16 protein-coding genes and 1 other RNA gene are annotated in these 16,691 nt (G+C 44.6%); 6 read left to right on the forward strand and 11 right to left on the reverse strand.

The window, feature by feature from the left end:
• Nucleotides 1–8 precede the first annotated feature (8 nt).
• The 6 genes from QUA33_RS22425 to QUA33_RS22450 form a co-directional block, all read right to left on the reverse strand.
• Nucleotides 9–1,379, reverse strand: a complete 1,371-nt coding sequence (locus QUA33_RS22425) for a DNA phosphorothioation system restriction enzyme (protein ID WP_333151301.1) — start codon at nt 1,377–1,379, stop codon at nt 9–11.
• A 90-nt stretch (nt 1,380–1,469) separates the two neighbouring features.
• A complete protein-coding gene (locus QUA33_RS22430; RefSeq protein ID WP_333151277.1) occupies nt 1,470–2,045 on the reverse strand; it encodes a Uma2 family endonuclease in 576 nt (191 codons plus the stop codon).
• A 24-nt stretch (nt 2,046–2,069) separates the two neighbouring features.
• Nucleotides 2,070–2,513 carry a hypothetical protein gene (locus QUA33_RS22435; RefSeq protein ID WP_333151279.1) on the reverse strand — a complete coding sequence of 148 codons (444 nt, stop codon included), beginning with the start codon at nt 2,511–2,513 and terminating at the stop codon, nt 2,070–2,072.
• Between the two features lie 198 nt (nt 2,514–2,711).
• Nucleotides 2,712–3,092, reverse strand: coding sequence for a phasin family protein (locus QUA33_RS22440; RefSeq protein WP_172191785.1), 381 nt, complete (start codon nt 3,090–3,092; stop codon nt 2,712–2,714).
• A gap of 23 nt (nt 3,093–3,115) precedes the next feature.
• An RNA gene (gene ffs, locus QUA33_RS22445) (signal recognition particle sRNA small type) lies at nt 3,116–3,212 on the reverse strand.
• Nucleotides 3,213–3,235: 23 nt separating this feature from the next.
• Entirely contained in the window at nt 3,236–3,502 is a 267-nt protein-coding gene (locus tag QUA33_RS22450; RefSeq protein ID WP_006632991.1) for a YciI family protein, read from the reverse strand.
• Between the two features lie 120 nt (nt 3,503–3,622).
• On the opposite strand from QUA33_RS22450, the gene QUA33_RS22455 reads away from it, so the two are divergent.
• Nucleotides 3,623–4,177 (forward strand): 2'-5' RNA ligase family protein, encoded by a 555-nt coding sequence (locus tag QUA33_RS22455; RefSeq protein ID WP_333151282.1) that lies wholly within the window; start codon nt 3,623–3,625, stop codon nt 4,175–4,177.
• 132 nt (nt 4,178–4,309) lie between these two features.
• On the opposite strand, the gene QUA33_RS22460 is transcribed toward QUA33_RS22455, so the two are convergent.
• Entirely contained in the window at nt 4,310–4,996 is a 687-nt protein-coding gene (locus QUA33_RS22460) for a ComF family protein (protein WP_333151284.1), read from the reverse strand.
• A 72-nt stretch (nt 4,997–5,068) separates the two neighbouring features.
• On the opposite strand from QUA33_RS22460, the gene QUA33_RS22465 reads away from it, so the two are divergent.
• Entirely contained in the window at nt 5,069–7,555 is a 2,487-nt protein-coding gene (locus QUA33_RS22465; protein WP_333151286.1) for a putative PEP-binding protein, read from the forward strand.
• Between the two features lie 201 nt (nt 7,556–7,756).
• Here QUA33_RS22465 and QUA33_RS22470 read toward each other — a convergent pair whose 3' ends face one another.
• Complete coding sequence (locus QUA33_RS22470; RefSeq protein WP_333151288.1) at nt 7,757–7,912, reverse strand: hypothetical protein; 156 nt, start codon at nt 7,910–7,912, stop codon at nt 7,757–7,759.
• Nucleotides 7,913–7,968: 56 nt separating this feature from the next.
• Here QUA33_RS22470 and QUA33_RS22475 point away from each other — a divergent pair, with 56 nt between their 5' ends.
• Complete coding sequence (locus QUA33_RS22475; protein ID WP_333096011.1) at nt 7,969–8,415, forward strand: hypothetical protein; 447 nt, start codon at nt 7,969–7,971, stop codon at nt 8,413–8,415.
• 269 nt (nt 8,416–8,684) lie between these two features.
• Here QUA33_RS22475 and QUA33_RS22480 read toward each other — a convergent pair whose 3' ends face one another.
• The 3 genes from QUA33_RS22480 to QUA33_RS22490 all read right to left on the reverse strand — a co-directional run bounded on the left by QUA33_RS22480 (nt 8,685) and on the right by QUA33_RS22490 (nt 12,924).
• Nucleotides 8,685–8,972: an RNA recognition motif domain-containing protein gene (locus QUA33_RS22480; RefSeq protein ID WP_015179076.1), complete on the reverse strand. Its 288-nt coding sequence runs from the start codon at nt 8,970–8,972 to the stop codon at nt 8,685–8,687.
• A 614-nt stretch (nt 8,973–9,586) separates the two neighbouring features.
• Nucleotides 9,587–11,152: a methyl-accepting chemotaxis protein gene (locus tag QUA33_RS22485; RefSeq protein ID WP_333151290.1), complete on the reverse strand. Its 1,566-nt coding sequence runs from the start codon at nt 11,150–11,152 to the stop codon at nt 9,587–9,589.
• A 1,553-nt stretch (nt 11,153–12,705) separates the two neighbouring features.
• Nucleotides 12,706–12,924 carry a hypothetical protein gene (locus QUA33_RS22490; protein WP_333151292.1) on the reverse strand — a complete coding sequence of 73 codons (219 nt, stop codon included), beginning with the start codon at nt 12,922–12,924 and terminating at the stop codon, nt 12,706–12,708.
• A 161-nt stretch (nt 12,925–13,085) separates the two neighbouring features.
• Between QUA33_RS22490 and egtC the strand changes: the two genes are divergently transcribed.
• From egtC to egtD, 3 genes are all read left to right on the forward strand, one after another.
• Nucleotides 13,086–13,874, forward strand: a complete 789-nt coding sequence (gene egtC, locus QUA33_RS22495; RefSeq protein ID WP_333151294.1) for an ergothioneine biosynthesis protein EgtC — start codon at nt 13,086–13,088, stop codon at nt 13,872–13,874.
• Nucleotides 13,846–15,153 carry an ergothioneine biosynthesis protein EgtB gene (locus QUA33_RS22500; protein ID WP_333151296.1) on the forward strand — a complete coding sequence of 436 codons (1,308 nt, stop codon included), beginning with the start codon at nt 13,846–13,848 and terminating at the stop codon, nt 15,151–15,153. The genes egtC and QUA33_RS22500 overlap by 29 nt, the downstream gene beginning before the upstream one ends.
• Nucleotides 15,154–15,532: 379 nt before the next feature.
• On the forward strand, nt 15,533–16,576 hold the full coding sequence (gene egtD / locus QUA33_RS22505; RefSeq protein ID WP_333151298.1) for an L-histidine N(alpha)-methyltransferase: 1,044 nt from the start codon (nt 15,533–15,535) through the stop codon (nt 16,574–16,576).
• Nucleotides 16,577–16,691: the final 115 nt, after the last annotated feature.

Below are 16,691 nucleotides of genomic sequence, written 5' to 3' on the forward strand. Positions count from 1 at the left end.
AATAAATGTCAAATGTCTAATAGCCCGTACCGTCTCTGAATTTGCAGCAATTTCACCCTAGCTTCTCCAGCATTGTCGGCTAAATCGGCAAATTCCAAGAACCGCTTCAACTCTTTTCGCAGCAAATTGCGCTCGACTTCTAAGGTTTCCCTGCCCAAATCTGGAGGCAAAACTATCATGTCAAATAAAGTTGCCCTTTCCTTCCCCGGATGCGGCCGCAAAATCCGTCCCCGGCGCTGAATAAACTGGCGCGGATTGCTGCTGCTTGCTAAAATTACAGCATTGCGAATTGCTGGAATATCAACGCCTTCATCCAAACACCGAATCGCGACTAAACCTTGCAATTCTCCACTCTCAAATTGCTGGCGCAATCGTTCTCTTTCGGCTAAAGGAGTTGCCGCCGTATAAGTGTTAACTCTGTAGCCTAATTCTGAACCCAATAACTTCGCGGTTTCTGTTAATTGGCGGTTGTTATTTCGGCGCGCACCTCCTTCGATCGCACCGTCGCCGCAGTAAAATAAAGTATGGCTTGTGTCGAGACGGTGAATCATTAATTCTCGCAAAGCTGTTAATTTATTAGCCGCAGCCCCAATTAACCGAGCTCGCTGCATTAATAAAGTCGTTAAAGCATCGTTTTCTTCTACTTTGTCATCGCCCCAAAGCGCCCAGCCAATTTTTTGAGTTAAGCGGGAATACTTGCGGGTTTCGGCTTCGGTCAATTCTACTAAAATTGGATAGTATAAATAATGTACTAATGCTTTTTGGCGGATGGCGTCGGCTAAGGTAAGTTCCGGCTGCAAAACCGGGCCGAAATAATCTAAAATAGCTTCGGTTCCCTCTTCGTCGAAATGCCTTTCTGGGGTGGCGGAAAGGGCGAGCCGCAGTCCAATATTGCGCGGCAAACTTTCTCCTAAACGGGGCGCGCCTAAGTTGTGAACTTCGTCTCCAATAATCAGGGTTTTTTCGGGGAAATAGCGCAGTTGCGATCGCAAACTATCTCCCATTAAGGTAGCATTGGTAGTGATGATTGTGAGAAATGCTCGTGAAGCGCAGCTATCCCGTAGGGAATCGCCCGATCGCACTTCATACAAACCCGCAGCCAGCTTTTTTTGCCAACTGCGGGCGCTATCAAAAGCCAAAATAGGTTTTAAACCAAATTTCTCTGATTCGCGCGCCCACTGATTCACCAGGTGGCAGTAAGGGCAAATTACGAGCAGGACTTGCAGGTTAATTTTATTGTATAATTCAGTGGCGATCGCCAGTGCAGTAATCGTCTTCCCGCTACCCGTCGCCATCTTCAGCGTACCGCGTCCCTGATTCGCAAACCAATTAGCAACCGCCACTCGCTGATACTGTCGCAATTGCAGCGATGGCGGCATTTTCGGAAATCCAAATTGCGAATTATTAGCCGTTGAGCGATTCACCTTTAAATGCCGTTAGATGCAATATTCCCTATACTCCACTGTAACTCACGGGCGATCGAAACTTAACAGCCCAAACAAATCATCCGCCGACAGTTGCAAATCCGACAGCACATCCAGTACAGGTAAAATATCTTCATTCTCTTTAATCTCAGGTTCCTGCTGCGGTTTAAAAACAATAACTAATCGTTCTTCCGGGTCAATCATCCAACCCAATTTAGTCTTATTTTTAAGGCAAAACAGAATCTTATTAATCACGCGAGTTGAACTTTGATCCGGTGATAAAATCTCAATTATCCAATCGGGCGGAGTTTCAAACCTATTTTCAATTTCTCTATTAGCATTCAGAGGAATACGATGCCACTCGAATACTGCGATATCTGGAACAATAGAACGTCCATCAAAAGAGCAGCGCAATTCAGTAAAAGCAAATGCTAACTTCTGCGGTTTACCAACTCGATTAATCACAGATGGAAACTCGGATTGTAATGTACTGTGTTTTCCTTGGGGCATATCTTTTTGATAAATTTCACCATCAACATACTCGCTAGCCGGTTTAGTCTCTGGAAGCAACAAAAACTCTTCCAGAGAAATCTTTGACGGAGACTGAATTGACGTTACCATAAGCCATTAAACCCTCCAAAACTCTTAAAAATTCATCTCGCTGTCAGTTTCCCAATCAGCACAACTCTCCGATTCCACACCCGTAGGGTGCATCGCACAAACCAACAAATTTCCCCCGTAAACTTGACCGTGATAGTTGCGACAACCGCGACAAGCCGGCTGCTGCGTCGGTGAAGGGTCTACATAAGTCACCATCGACAAATCTATCTCATCAAACTCAGGGTCGAAGTCGCGACAAATTTCAATTATCGGTTCGATAAATTCATTAAATAAACCGTCAAATTCATTGAAATAACCATCAATGTCGTTAATCAGATTATTTTGTACTTGTTCTGTAAACTCTTCCGACATTTTTGCCAAAACGTCCAGCATTTCGACAAACTCTTCGCCCATTTCGCTGAAAAAATGCTCTACTTCAGAAACAGCATTTTCCATCACTCCAAAAAAATCTTTAGACCAATCTTCCATGAATTTGACAGTTGGCTATTACAAAATATTTTACAGACAGGTGCAGCCAGCCTCATGCGAAGCGATCGCACCTACTTTCAATTCTATTACCTATTGCCTGATATCCGTCCACATCTGACAGGGGAAATATTCAAAAAGGGAACTCAAGAGTATTATCCTGAGTTCCCTTCCTGCTTTGCTGAGCGAGCTTTTTGCTGCTTAATCCCGCTTCAGCCGCCGCAATTCCTCTTGTAAATTCTGCACCTGTTCGCGGAGCTTGTCTACGCCGCCTGTCTCTTTAGCATCTTTTACCGAGACATCTTCTTCCTCAGAAACAATTTCAATCCGCCGAGGTTCAGCCGGTTTTTTGTCGCCAGCCGATTCTACGGGGGGCTGCTGCTGAGCCTGTTGCACCATGTCATCAACAAAGCGGCGAGCTTCTTCCGTGGACATCTCACCCCGCTTCACCAATTCGTCTGCCAGCTTTTGGGCTTCAGTGCGTAATTCAGTTAACTTGCTGCCAGCTTTTTCACCAGCGTAGGAAGCTAGCCCGACACCAAGGTACACTGCTTTTTGTAAAATATCTCCAAAACCAGGCATAGGAGCTACACCTCATAAAACTGGGTGAACCGGAGACCACGCCTATTACAAGCATCCCGTGTTGCTGCTACCTTCCGGTCCTGACAAGATTTGGGCGTTGGAATCGCGTGGGTCCAGTTCATTTATTAGTATAACACAGTTATTTATTCTTCAACCACACACCAGTGATAAATTTCATAAATAACGCAACCGTTCTTCACCAGCGGGTCTTCAGCGACGATCGCCTTCGCCTCATCCATCGAACCCGCCTCAAACAGCAACATACCGCCGCCCCGCCGCCCCCAGTAGCCAGTTTTCGCTCGGTGTCCTTTAGAAATCAACTCTCGGACATAAGCTCTGTGAGCTGGCACGTATTGGTCAAAGACAGGCTTTTCGACAATTCCTTGCTCAATTTTGACAAACCAAGGCATTTTTATTTGGGATTTTAGATTTTATATTTTAGATTGGGAATGGGCGATCGGCAATGGGATCTAGGGCAAATGCTCTATATTCCATTTTGCACCATCCTTTCTTAACTGCGATGTTATCCGATGAACCAGTCAAAACTGCGATTTTTTATTGCCCTAGTGCCACCTCCCGATATTGAACAGCAGATTACTGAGATTCAACAGTATTTTGCGGAAAACTACAACAGCCGCGGTGCTTTGAATTCGCCGCCGCACATCACGCTGCAACCTCCTTTTCACTCGTTAGCGGAGGATGTTCCTAAATTAGAGGAAAGTTTGAAAGAGTTTTCGGCAAATCGGCTGCCCATTCCCGTTAATCTATCGGGTTTTGCTGCTTTCGCGCCGCGCGTCATTTACGCTGATGTTGTCAAATCGCCTGCATTGCTGGAAATTCACAAAGATTTGATGACTTATTTGGAGGCAAATTTGGGAATTGTCGATCGAGTTTCTCAGACTCGCCCATTTGTACCGCACATGACAGTAGCCTTTCGCGATTTAACTAAGGAGAATTTTAAAACGGCTTGGTTGCAATTCTCCGGGCGATCGCTCCACTGTGAGTTTACTGCTTCGGCATTAACTTTACTCCTTCACGACGGCAGCCGTTGGAACATCCGCAACCAATTCCCGCTTTCCGCCTAAACTCTCTCCCTTCTCTTTTTTCGTGTCCTTAGCATCTTCGCGGTTCGTTTTCCCAAAAAAATCTTATTAGCAAATCCCGATCGATATCATTTCCTCACTACAAACCTGTTAAAAATTAAAGTCAGCCACAACTTATCGATCGCTCTTATTCGGAGTTGCCAGTGCCACAGTTCCATAAACCGAAATTCCTGACTGTTCCAATATTTTAATTGCCGACTTAACCGTAGTACCGCTAGTGTAAATATCATCAACTAACAGCACTCGATCGCGCGGGAGGCGACGACGAAAATCTTTCCCCAAACCTAAAGCATTTTTCATTTCCGCTTGCCGCTGCTGTGGCGTCAGAGCGAATAAAGCCTGAGTATTTTTCACCCGCTCCAAACCGTGCCGCTGCAAAGGCAAACCAGTCACCTCGCAAAAACTTTCAGCCAAAAGTTCCGCCTGGTTAAAACCGCGCTCCTTGAGCTTTTCTTGATGCAGGGGAATCGGTACAACTGTTAAATTGTCTATAGCTAATTCCGGAAAACTCAGCCAAGCTTCTGCCAGCCAGCCGCCTAGAGGTTTGGCTAATTGCGGATTGCCGTCATATTTCAAAGCTGCGATCGCCCGTTTGAGAGCCCCGCCATACTCACCCCACACAAAAACACGCTGCTGTGAATTCCAAAATCGACCGGAATCGCTTAACTGACATCGCTGAAGTTGCTTGTGACAGTACAAACAAAACTCTCCGGCGGCCGGTCGCTGACAAAGAGGACAGTTAGACTTAAGAAATAGATTGAGAAAAGATTTGACCAATCCCGTCCATTGTCGCTTGTTCATCCTAAAATTGTCGTAAGTGATTAATGGGAAAAACTTTCAACTTCAATCAGTTTCCACCGACAGGCTCGCAGCGTGAAAAACCTCTACTGGTTAGACAAAATTCAACCTTCAGACAGAGATGCAGTGGGAGAAAAAGCATTTTACTTGAGCTGTTTGCTCCAGAAAAATCATCCTGTTGTACCGGGTTTTGTCGTACCGGCTACCACATTCTGGCAGTTTTTAGAGTCGATCGAGTGCCTAGAACCGCTGTTTGCTGACTGGCCACACTCTTCCCTGCACTTGAATGTCGATGAACCCAGACAACTGCAATCGATCGCCCGCAGCATCCGCCACCAAATCCTCGCGGGCAAACTGCCAGATTCACTGCTCTCCACCCTAGAGTCTGCTGTTAGTCAACTCAACTCTAAGTCAAACTTAAACTCCACAGCCTTAATTTTTCGCCCTTCCCTGACTTCCTGGAACCCGAAAACAGTCGGCATTCTGGAATCTCAGGCAGTACGGGCAGAACCCGAAGCCATTGGGGCCGGACTCAAACGAGCTTGGGCAGAAATGTTCAGAGCCCGAAGTCTATTTTACTGGCAGCGGTGCGGTCTGCGGGTACAGCAAATCAATCCCGCAGTTTTGGTGCAGCCACTTCAAGAAGCGATCGCCGCAGGCGAGGTGAAAACAAAGGCGGGCTCACAGTGGGAAATCCAAGCCACCAGCGGTTTGGGATTGTCCCTCGCTAGGGGAGAAACCATCCCCGATTACTATCAAGTGCAGCCAGAAACAAGCGCGGTTAAATTCCAGCGGATCGGTTACAAAACATTAGCCTACAATCTCAAAGTCGGCGATGGTGAACCGAAAAAAAAACTGCTGCTGGGCAAGTTTGGTGCTTTCCCAATTTCCGATTCTCCATTTATAATTCCTGATTTTGCTGATTGTTGCGTGCAAGTTTTAGCGCTGGGAGAGGAAGCACAAACAGAATATGTTTTAGAGGAATCGCAACTGCAAGAAATCATTGAATTGAGTAAAAAAGCGATCGCAGAATTTGACTCGGATTTAATTTTGGAGTGGACGCTAAACCAGACAGCAAACAGCGGCGAACCGCAGTTTTATTTCACTCAAGTTCGTCTTGTGAAAGGGGAAAAAGTCGCGCCACTAAAGGAAAATTCGATCGCCCTCCCGCAGCCAAACTCGATCGCCCCAGCCCGAACTCCTGCCATACTCAGAGGTGTGGCAGCAGCATCAGGAAAAGCCGAAGCAATTGCCCAAGTTATGACTAATTCCCACCCAGAAAACGCGGAATTCTTAGCCGGAGGCATTTTAGTAGCCAGGACAATCGAGCCGAATTGGCTGCCTTGGCTGAAAGTTGCTGCTGGGGTGGTTGCGGAACAAGGAGGCATGACAGGCCACGGCGCCATTTTAGCGAGAGAATTGGGGATTCCCGCCGTTGTGGGAGTGGTCGGGGCCACTCGGGCGATCGCTTCGGGCGATTCGGTGTTGGTAGACGGCGATAGCGGAGAAGTTTTTGCCCTCGCCCAACCGGATGCGATCGAGATAGCAGACAGCCGCCGACTTCTGGACAGAGCAACAAATGCAGATACATACAGTACAGCAGCCAAAATGTCAATAGCCAACCACCAATCTTCAACCTCAGATCGATCGTCCAATTCCGGGCATAAATCTCGACAATCTGAGTCTGCCGAATATGTTTGGGGCCCACCAACGGCGACTCAACTGCTAGTTAATGTCAGCCAAACAAGTTCGATTGACCGCCTCAAAAATCTGCCAATAGACGGCATCGGATTGCTGCGATCGGAATTAATGGCATTGGAAGCTTTGGACTGTCAAAACCCGAAACTTTGGTTGCAAAACGGGCGCAAATCGGAATTTGTCGATCGCATGGCGGATTGCCTCAGTTTATTTGCTGCTGCCGTTTCGCCGCGGCCGATATTTTATCGCTCTCTCGATTTGCGCGAGTCAGGCGCCCACGGCAGTTTTAGTTATACCTTTGAACCGGAGTTATTTGATTGGGAACTGTGCGTACTTCAAAAACTCTGCGAGTCTGGCTATACGAATGTTAATTTAATTTTGCCTTTCGTGCGCTCGGTTGAGGAGTTTATATACTGCCGCCAGCGCTTAGAAACTATTTGGAAAAACCGCTCAACCGACTTTCAGATGTGGATTATGGCGGAAGTTCCTTCAGTGTTATTTCTATTGCCAGATTACGTAAAAGCAGGAGTTCAAGGAATTTCCATCGGCACCAACGATTTAACCCAATTGCTGTTAGGAATTCACCGCCACTCCGACCAGGTAGCAGGTGCTTTCAACGGGCGCGATCGAGCAGTGATGAGGGCGATCGAACAATTAATCAAACAGGCCCGGGCCGCCGGCATTCCTTGCTCGATCTGCGGCGACGCTCCCGCATTGTATCCCGATACAGTTGAATCCTTCGTGCGGTGGGGAATTTCGTCGATTTCGGTCAATGTCGATGCAGCAGAACAAACTTCTAGGGCGATCGTCCGCGCTGAACAGCGCCTGCTGCTAGAAGCTGCTCGATCGATAATTAACAATTAATCACTCCCGGACTCACTTGACCCCAGAAATCCGGTTTCTACTCTAAATCATAGCTTTGGCAAGCAGCCACCCGCTCAGAAATCGGATTTCTAGACAACCCGTGCGTCCAAAAATATTAACCACTACAGAAACCCGGTTTCTGAGTAAATATAGCAACCCCCCTGACGGTTAGGAAATTATTAATTTCTCAAACCCTTGCTTTTATTCCTTATTATTGCTTCTTCCTTCTTCCCTCTTCCTTCTTCCCTCTTCCTTCTTCCTTCTTCCCTCTTCCCTCTTCCCTCTTCCTTCTTCCTTCTTCCTGACATCCGTTACATCCGTTAAATAATCCGTTGCCGAACTTCCTTCCACTAACATCCGATTTTAAAGCTAGGATAGAAATATCACCAACTCTTGACCCGGAGGTACCAACAGTGAAATCAAAAATTATTGCAACCGCAGCAATACTTGCCGCCCTGGGCTTTCTGCATCCCCATCCAGCATTATCTCAACCTGCAACTGACGGTGGCACCAAACCCGGATTCTGGCAACCTCAAGCGCAGGTTGACAATACTCGCAACATTACCCTCAGACTGTTAAATGAAACGGGATTAAACTTAGAATACGGTCCATCAGGTGCCAGCTTGTCATCCTTGCCCGTCGGAGCCAGCAAAAACATCGTTGTTCGCATCAGCAATCGGACCGGCGACATTGCCAATATTCCGATTAATGCCACAGGAGGAACCGCAACTTTGAAATACGACTATAACGTTGACTCGCAGACAAACATTGTGACGATTCGCATCACCAGATCAGACCCCCGCACTAGGCAAGACCGGTCAGTTTATATTGATGAAAAAGGGCGAGTTTACTCTTTCTAAGACTAACGCTCATCAACCCGGTTTCTCCTGATAAATTTTGCTTTTAGCAGCGAGGTATCGCGGAAGAAATCGGGTTTCTAGATTAGCGTGCATAAATTCAGTCTTTCTCAAACAGTTATGAATCAAGTGCAGCCCACAAAAAATCGATGTTTTTGTGCAGCGGATTTGACATTTCATCCCCAAAATCAACTGCTGCTTGCAATTGGGCCCTAGTGGCGCACTGGTGCATCAGGTGGGTTTCGAGAGGATGTCAACCGCTGCATCGCAGACTAATATCCGTCGTTTCTCTTGATACCTGCGCCTCGATTTCCCTCTTCTTTCGGTTTAGCTTTGTTCACTCGCAAGGGGCGCCCCATCCACTCTGCACCGTCTAATTCGGCAATTGCAGCGTCTTCTTGGGCATCCTCCATCATCTCAACAAATGCAAAACCGCGCATCCGACCGGTTTCCCTGTCGGTAGGCAAGACAACTCGCTTGACTGTGCCGTATTCTGCAAATACTGCTTTCAGGTCTTCTTCGGTGGCGCGGTAAGACAGATTTCCAATGTAGATAGTCATGTCGATCGAACTGAACTTGTTGTGCTATACATAATAACCTTTTAATTTAACTGTCAAGTGCTATCTAGCATACAACTGGGCGATCGACTTTGACTAAAAGGGTTTGCTGCACTGACCAACCCTTGGTACTGGCTGCAATAGTTAGCTCAATCAAAACTCATATCCTCACTCGCCCTGCGGATGAGTGAGGATATGAGTTTTGGGGCGGCGAGGAATCGCGCCCCTGAACAATACTTGATTTTAATCAGATCACTGATGGGTGGACGACGAATCACAAAGCATCTTGGGAAACACAGCGACTAACAAGGTATAATATATTAAGTTGCTCTGGGCAACGATCGTTGATATAGCAGTTCTCAACTTTCGTGAGGTACTTCCCAGTTAATTACCAATTCCCTATTTCTTCAATTCTTTAATCTAAATTTGTACTTGATAATTGCTATACACATCTATATAGCCCTTTTAGAAAAGATACTTCAAACCTCCCCAGCCCGTTCATATACGGGGATATCTCACCTTCAATTCTTTGGCAAAATTGGGAATTGGAAATGGGGAATAGGGAAAATTTTGTCCCCATCTCCTTAATCGCTAGTTTAGGATATTACTTTTCTCAATTAAACTAAAGATGTAAGATTTAAAGCAGCTTTGTTAAGTGTTTGAGTGCCGATTCGACTTTGGGTAATACCGCTGGCTGTTTCCGTTGCTCCTTTATTCAGAACATTCATCGCATCTACCACTTGCTCAATAGCGATCGCCTGCTGTTTGGTATTCAGATAAATTTGCTGACTGCTCACAACTACACTGTTAATAGCATTAGCAACATTGTTAAAATTATCCGCCGTACCTTCAGTCAATTTTAGGCTACTATCTAATGTTTTCTTGCCCTCATCTGTTACCATCACTGTTTTATTAATGGAATTCTTAATACCGTCGATCAAATCATTAATCTGATCCGACGATTTTTTGCTTTGATCTGCCAGTCTGCGAATTTCCGTCGCCACCACCCCAAACCCCTTTCCTTGTTCTCCGCTGCGTACTGCTTCCACTGTAGCGTTAATTGCCAGCATATTAGTTTGATTGGCCAAATCGCTGACTAAATTGGTAATATTAGCAATCTGATTGGTTTGCTGGCTCAAATGTAAAACTTGATCGGCGATAGCTCCGACTTTTTCAGTCAAACTCAACATTCCCTGCTGGGTTTTATGCACTACTTTACTGCCTTCTGCTGCCAAGTTTAAGACATTACTGGCATTCTCAAGAGCTGACTCGGCTTGCATAGCTGATTGCCTCGATGATGCGCCCAATTCATCCATGGTGGTAGTTGTTTGATTAACAGAAGCAGCTTGTTGTACAGCAATACGTTCCTGTTGCTCTATTGTCGCAGCGATCTCGGTAGAAGAACTGACAATCATATTAATAATACCTTTCAGGGCCTTATCTAAAGGTTTGGCGATCGCTATGCTTAAAGCAATACCTAAAATAATAGCTATTAGCGGTCCAAATGTCATACCTAACAATACAGCTACTTTAGTATTATTGCTATCATTGTATGCGGTTATATAAGCATCATCGGCTTGTTTTCTGTTGGATTCAACCACTGCTAAAGTGGCGTTTTCTGAATTAATAAATTTAAAGCGAATTAATTTAGCTTGCTGCCTAAGTTTATTCAAAAGGTTACTAGCTGTCTTGGCTGTTGCCATTTCTGGCGACTTACTTTTACCCTGATTAATTAGGTTTAGCTGCAAAGCCAAAGGATTCAAAATTCCCACTTTTTCAAATTCTTGATTAATTCGCAGGAATTCTCGATCTTCCTGCTCCCACTCCTCCCAATACTTAAGCATTTGTTGATACAGTGCGTCTTCCTCTGAGCTACGTGGAGTGGCTTCGTATGCTTTAAACCCATCTTTAATTTGCTGCCAAGCCTTGTCCATTCTGTTTAAGGCATCTTGCCTTTCTTCTTGACTGAGCGCCGGATTAATTAGCGCTCTCTCTGATGACTCAATTTGGGTTTGTCCCTCGTTTATTTTCAATAAAGCTTCAATACTCGGTAAGTTATTGTTACCGAGAGTCTCTATGTGGTGACTGAGATTAGATGTTGAACTCCATCCTACCCAGGCAACGAAAAATACTAACAGTCCCATCATCAGAAATGCACTCACAAGTCTGGTTTGTAAATTCATTTGTCTCAACATACTATTTCTGCTTCCTTCTACTAGAGTTATCCTCGTTGAACTCATGAACAGAGCTTGTATATTATAGCTTGTCTCAGGTAGAGCCAGTACCGATTAGGATTTTTATTTTGATATTTTACCTTATAAAATCAGTAATTAATTGATAAGTAACTCCTGAGCCTGAAAGTCGCTATCGATTTTGGGTGACGACGCAGTTACGGTAGCTTTTTGGTGGTCTTGATGCTGAATTCATTTTTATCAACCCCTTTAGTCTAAAGGTTAAAACCTGGCTTTACACAAACCAAGCCTGCAGACGCTAACTCTAAAAAGTGGTAGGATTATAATTAAGTTAGGAGTACACAGATATAGGCTTTGTGACACAGATGAGGTATCATAGTGCTGACGTATTCATAACAGTAAAATATAAGATAAATGAACTCTCATGCGCTCAATAGTCACAGCATCACCATAAGTGGAGGGGAAGTCCCCTCCACTTACAGCAGGTTTATTCGCCCATCGCAAATATCATACATTACTAGCAATGAAAGCTGATTATATTGATTTTAGACAAAAAATTATCGACGTTTATCTTTAGGTAAGCAATATCATAAAAATTCCTAGCTAACTGTTTGGGAGAGTTCTCAGTTTTGTCAAAAAAAAGATTACTTAAACAGGGTTATAAAACCAAAAATATTGCTCAGCGAGCTAAATTTATGCAATTATGTAAAATCAAGGCAGTACAACTGATAATTTTAGCGCAGCTTGTTGAAAATAAAAATGATTAAAATTTTGAATAACTTCCCTTTAAGTCTATCAATAAAAGGTTTAATGGCGATACCTAAAACGAAAAAATGTGTATAATATTTTATTTTTACAAACATTATAATACATAAGTGTCAACCTTTTTTTACATAAGTTAACTTAAGAAGGAAAATAATACAATTACATTTGAGCATTTTACGATCCGGTCACCTACCTACAGCAATTTCCAGGTTTATGGAGTACGGTTGCAAGGGTTTGTCAACCATTTTGGTAAGTGTTTGGGATTAAGGTGTACTCTATTTGCGTGGAATATGCTGTAAATTATAAAAAATGCTTTGGTAGTGATGGATAAGTATCATACAAATAGGCAAAATAAGTAAATACAGTAGTCAAGAAAAAGGGCTAAAGTAATAATATACTTTTCGCCCCCTTCGCCCGATTTATCACAAACCTGAGAAGTTATGGTTAAAACTTAAATATATTTTCAGTTTTATCAAAACAACACATTATCAATAATTAGGAAAGGCGATAGAGTTTGCATTCCGTCAACTTTCTCAGCAAAATATTTGGAACTGGTTTACATACTGCTGTTATTGTACTTCATCTATCTGAGAAAGGCTATACGGGAATCGAAAGTGTCTAAGTGTCTGCCCAGACTTTTTAGCGGACACAGAGAAATTCAGTCTAGCCAAGTGTGCAAATCCCGTAAGAGAAAAACGCGAAAAGCCAAACCGTGATGTTTGGAAGCCCACGCCATAACTGTAATCAGTTTGGCGTTGGGAGGATGTTACTGCTTTTCCTTAGTCGATCGAGATTGACTGAGGCCCCGTGCTTTTGCCGTTGGTGGGTTCGGCTGGGGGAGTAGTGTAGGAAGTTGAACCAGCTTGCTCGTCGATCCAGCTTTTAACGGGATCTTCGTGAAGGTTGAGTCGAAGCAGGCCAGATAAAAATCCGCCCGCGAAGGCGATCGGCTGTTCGATCAATTCTTTCGCCATTGGGATGAGTTCGTCGAAGAACATTCAAGAGTCTCCTTGTGTTGCAGGGGTTCTACCTTAACTGTATCGTTTGTACTGCGATGCTGGCACCGGCCTACAAAAAACCTTCCAGCGCTGAAGATGGGCGATCGGGCAATTTTTCGGCTAATGACTTACAATGCTAATCACATTGCTGCAAAAATTTTATGTGCCGTTTGCTTGGCTACCTCGGGGAGCCGATTTTACTCGATGCTATTCTGTACAAGCCGGAACATTCCCTAATTGTGCAGAGTTACGATCCCCGCGAAATGACTTCTGGCCTACTCAATGCTGACGGTTTTGGTCTTGGTTGGTATCACCCGCACCTAGATACTGACCCCTTTACCTATAAAAATGTACAGCCAATTTGGAGCGACATTAACCTTCCGAGTATCAGTCGATATGTTGAATCCGGATGCGCGATCGGATATGTTCGCAGTGCAACTTCAGGACAAGCTGTAGATTTGAGCAACTGTCAGCCGTTTCAGAACGATCGCCTGCTGTTCGTACACAACGGCTTCGTGAAGAATTTTCGTCAAACTCTTTACAGACCAATTCGCGATCGACTTAGCGATACCATTTATCAATCAATTAACGGCACTACAGATTCAGAGCATATCTTCGGTTTGTTTGTCAATGAATTGACAGCCGCCAATGTGACTCTAGAAGCTGCTTTGCAAAACACGCTGAAAACTGTGGCAGAGCTAGCAAACTTTCACCAAGTAGAATTTTCAGCTAATATCATTATCAGTGACGGACACCAGCTTGTTGCCTCTCGCTTTGCTTCCCAAAAAACCCCTCCTTCCCTCTATTGGCTGCGGGACGATTTAAATTTCCCGGATTCTGTCATCATTGCTTCTGAACCTTTATTTGCAGGCAATTGGCACGAGTGTCCAGTCCAGAGCATTATCAGTACCGGAGTAGAGCGTGATATCGAAATCTATCCAATCTTGTAGAGAGGCAATTTATCGCGATTTGCAGCAGTGTCGCCGCGGCACTTTCAAGCTATTTACAGACATCGACTACGATACTTTTTGCCGCCAAGCTCATCCTGATTTCAGTCCAGTTGGCTGGCACTTAGGCCACATTGCTTATACTGAAGATTTGTGGCTGTTGCAACGATGTGCTGGCTTGGAACCTGTCTTGCCTCAGTATCACCAACTGTTTGCTGCTGATATTTTGCCGAAACAACAACGGGTTTTTCTGCCGACGTTACCTGAAGTTGAATTATATCTGGACGCGGTGAGAAAAAAGGTGTTAGATTATTTGGAAGTAGCGCCGATCGACAAGCAAGAACGTCTCTGGCGGTTTATTATTCAACACGAAAGCCAGCACTGCGAAACTGTTGCTTTCGTGTTGCAAATGCACAGGAAGAAGGAAGAAAGAAGTTCGGCAACGGATTTGGTAACGGATTTAACGGATTTCCGGGACGTAACTGATAGAAGGAATAAGAAAGAGGGAGGAGTAATTGCCGATTACCAATTACCAATTACCGATTCCCCGGCGATTGAAATTCCGGGCGGAGAATTTTACATGGGAAGCGATGCTGCTGAGGCTTTGGATAACGAGCGATCGCGCCACCTGTGTTATTTAGAAGCATACTCGATCGATCGCTATCCGGTCACTTGCTGTCAATACCGAGATTTCATGGAATCCGGCGGCTATCAAAACCCTGATTGGTGGTCAGCGGACGGCTGGAAATGGCTGCAAGGCGAAGCCGTCTCTCAACCGCTTTACTGGTCAGAAAATCCAGCTTTCAACAACCATCCAGTTTGCGGTGTCAGTTGGTACGAAGCCGAAGCTTACTGCAACTTTATCGGCAAGCGTTTGCCATCGGAAGCCGAATGGGAAAAAGCTGCGAGTTGGAATGCCACAAATCAAACATATCGCATCTATCCTTGGGGAGAAGAACCGCCAAATGGCAGCCTGTGCAATCACGGCAATAATATTGCCAATACCTCGCCAGTTGATGCCTTTCCCAAAGGAGCAAGCGCGCTCGGCTGCTGGGATATGTTGGGGAATGTTTGGGAGTGGACTGCTTCAACCTTTGACGCCTATCCGGGATTTGAAAGTTACCCTTACAGGGGATATTCTCAAGTTTATTTTGATGGAGAACACCGGGTTTTGAAAGGGGGTAGTTGGGCGACTTTTCCGCAGGCACTGCGATCGACCTTTCGGAATTGGTACTATCCGGGCGTGCGGCAAATTATTGCTGGTTTTCGCTGCGCTAAGTAGTTTGCTAGGTAATTATAAATACTATCAAATTTGTTCGTATTAAGGAATTTAGTCATCCGAATTTTCCGATGAACACATTCTTTAATACTTGCATTACAAAGCTTATTTGACGAACATTAGATAAATGGCTGGAGAGGAAATTGGGAAAAAATTTGTTTGCGAAATGCCCAACTCTTTTCCATGTAACAAGCTCAAAGAAAACAAGTTTGGTTAAGTATTCAATAATTTTTGTGGATAAATTTTAAGTTTTAATTGTGGATGCGATCGCCATCCGGTGAGAAAATACAGAACAGAGATCGGTATAAAAAATCTGACTTGAGCGCGATATTTGGCAACGTGACTGCGTGCTATACCGATATGTGCATCTAAAAATTACTTTATGAAATCCCCAAGACTGTCCGACACGACAAACTCAGCCTCAACGAAAGAAAACCGACTGCAATTAGAGCGACTGGTGAGCGCTGTGGCACTGACACCCGCAGAAATCAATGCTGGCAGCGATGTAGTTAGCGGGTTGACTCAAACCCCCAAATCCCTGCCTCCCAAGTATTTCTACGACGATCGCGGCTCAAACCTGTTCGAGTTGATTTGCCAGTTGCCGGAATACTACTTGACGCGCACTGAGACGGCTATTTTGCAGCGGTGCGCGGGGGCGATCGCCAATTTAACGGGCCCCTGCGAAATCGTGGAACTCGGCAGCGGCAGTTCCACCAAAACTCGGATTCTCCTTGATGCTTACAGTCAACTGGAGTATCCCCTGCATTATTTGCCGATCGACATCAGTCCTACTATCCTAGAAAGCAGCGCTTGTCAACTGTTGGCAGATTATCCGTCGCTCCAGATTCACGGACTTGTCAGCACCTACGAATTAGCCTTAGCTAAAATTGCACCTTCGCCGTTGCCAACCCGAATGATTAGTTTTCTAGGCAGTACCCTCGGCAATCTCAACGCTCAAGAATGCGATTTGTTCTTCTCGCAAATTGTCGGTGCATTGCAGCCGGGAGAGTATTTTTTGCTGGGAATTGACTTGGACAAATCTAAGGATATTTTAGAGCCTGCCTACGATGACAGTCAAGGAGTAACGGCAGCATTTAACTTGAATATGCTGCGACATTTAAATCAAAAATATGAGGGAAATTTTGATTTAGGACAGTTTGAGCATTGGGCTTTTTACAATCAAGAGGAATGTCAAATTGAAATGCACTTAAAAAGTAAAAAAGCGCAAACAGTTCAGTTGCGTTCTCTTAATTTAACGGTTGAATTTGCAGCGGGAGAAACTATCCGCAGCGAAATATCGCGCAAGTTTAATCTCCATACTGTAAAGACAGAACTTTCGCAGCGTGGTTTAATGCCGGTGCAAGTTTGGACAGATCCAAATCAGTGGTTTGGCTTGATGCTTTGTCAGATGTCAGATGTCAGTTGACAGTTGACAGTTGGCAGTTGGTAATTGCCAATTGCCAATTGTTATTTGTTATTTGTTATTTGTTATTTGTTATTTGTTATTTGTTATTTGTTATTTGTTATTTGTTATTTGTTAT

The sequence above is a fragment of the Microcoleus sp. Pol14D4 genome (assembly GCF_036701245.1).
Taxonomy (GTDB): Bacteria; Cyanobacteriota; Cyanobacteriia; order Cyanobacteriales; family Microcoleaceae; genus Microcoleus.

Coding starts and splice junctions, on each gene's coding strand:
- QUA33_RS22425 (WP_333151301.1), bottom strand. CDS start 1,379: ATGCCGCCATCGCTGCAATTGCGACAGTATCAGCGAGTGGCGGTTGCT.
- QUA33_RS22440 (WP_172191785.1), bottom strand. CDS start 3,092: ATGCCTGGTTTTGGAGATATTTTACAAAAAGCAGTGTACCTTGGTGTC.
- QUA33_RS22470 (WP_333151288.1), bottom strand. CDS start 7,912: ATGTTAGTGGAAGGAAGTTCGGCAACGGATTATTTAACGGATGTAACG.
- egtD (WP_333151298.1), top strand. CDS start 15,533: ATGAAATCCCCAAGACTGTCCGACACGACAAACTCAGCCTCAACGAAA.
- QUA33_RS22430 (WP_333151277.1), bottom strand. CDS start 2,045: ATGGTAACGTCAATTCAGTCTCCGTCAAAGATTTCTCTGGAAGAGTTT.
- QUA33_RS22480 (WP_015179076.1), bottom strand. CDS start 8,972: ATGACTATCTACATTGGAAATCTGTCTTACCGCGCCACCGAAGAAGAC.
- QUA33_RS22450 (WP_006632991.1), bottom strand. CDS start 3,502: ATGCCTTGGTTTGTCAAAATTGAGCAAGGAATTGTCGAAAAGCCTGTC.
- QUA33_RS22435 (WP_333151279.1), bottom strand. CDS start 2,513: ATGGAAGATTGGTCTAAAGATTTTTTTGGAGTGATGGAAAATGCTGTT.
- QUA33_RS22485 (WP_333151290.1), bottom strand. CDS start 11,152: ATGAATTTACAAACCAGACTTGTGAGTGCATTTCTGATGATGGGACTG.
- QUA33_RS22455 (WP_333151282.1), top strand. CDS start 3,623: ATGAACCAGTCAAAACTGCGATTTTTTATTGCCCTAGTGCCACCTCCC.
- QUA33_RS22490 (WP_333151292.1), bottom strand. CDS start 12,924: ATGTTCTTCGACGAACTCATCCCAATGGCGAAAGAATTGATCGAACAG.
- QUA33_RS22460 (WP_333151284.1), bottom strand. CDS start 4,996: ATGAACAAGCGACAATGGACGGGATTGGTCAAATCTTTTCTCAATCTA.
- egtC (WP_333151294.1), top strand. CDS start 13,086: ATGTGCCGTTTGCTTGGCTACCTCGGGGAGCCGATTTTACTCGATGCT.